1 pseudogene is annotated in these 338 nt (G+C 61.5%); it reads left to right on the top strand.

What is annotated here, in order from left to right:
• A pseudogene (locus EN859_RS36270) lies at window positions 1-213 on the top strand (MFS transporter); the annotation flags it as partial.
• Window positions 214-338 lie beyond the last annotated feature (125 nt).

Genomic DNA, 338 nt, shown 5'->3' with positions numbered 1-338 from the left:
GTGGTGCTGCCGACAAATCTGTCTCGCGCGGCGCCTGACGCGCTGGAAGCAGCCGGCAGCCTGATGGTCGCCTCCTTTCAGGTCGCCATCACCACCGGTGCGGTTGTCGGCGGTTATGTTGTGGACACCTATGGCCCTACAGCGCCTTTGACCATGACGGCCATCCTTGCCGCATCGACGGCCGTCTTGGCGCTGCTACAACCGCGTAGCTGAACTTTGCCGCCGCCGACACAGCAGCCTGAATCCGGCCGTTGGCGATATTGCAGGCGCGTTACACAAGTTAACGTCGGTAACGCGTTGCATCTTGCCACAATCGAAGGCTAAGCACGCTCGGCTTC

The sequence above is a fragment of the Mesorhizobium sp. M00.F.Ca.ET.216.01.1.1 genome (genome assembly GCF_004010325.2).
Classification (GTDB): Bacteria; Pseudomonadota; Alphaproteobacteria; order Rhizobiales; family Rhizobiaceae; genus Mesorhizobium.
This window is presented reverse-complemented; position numbering and strand designations above follow the sequence as displayed.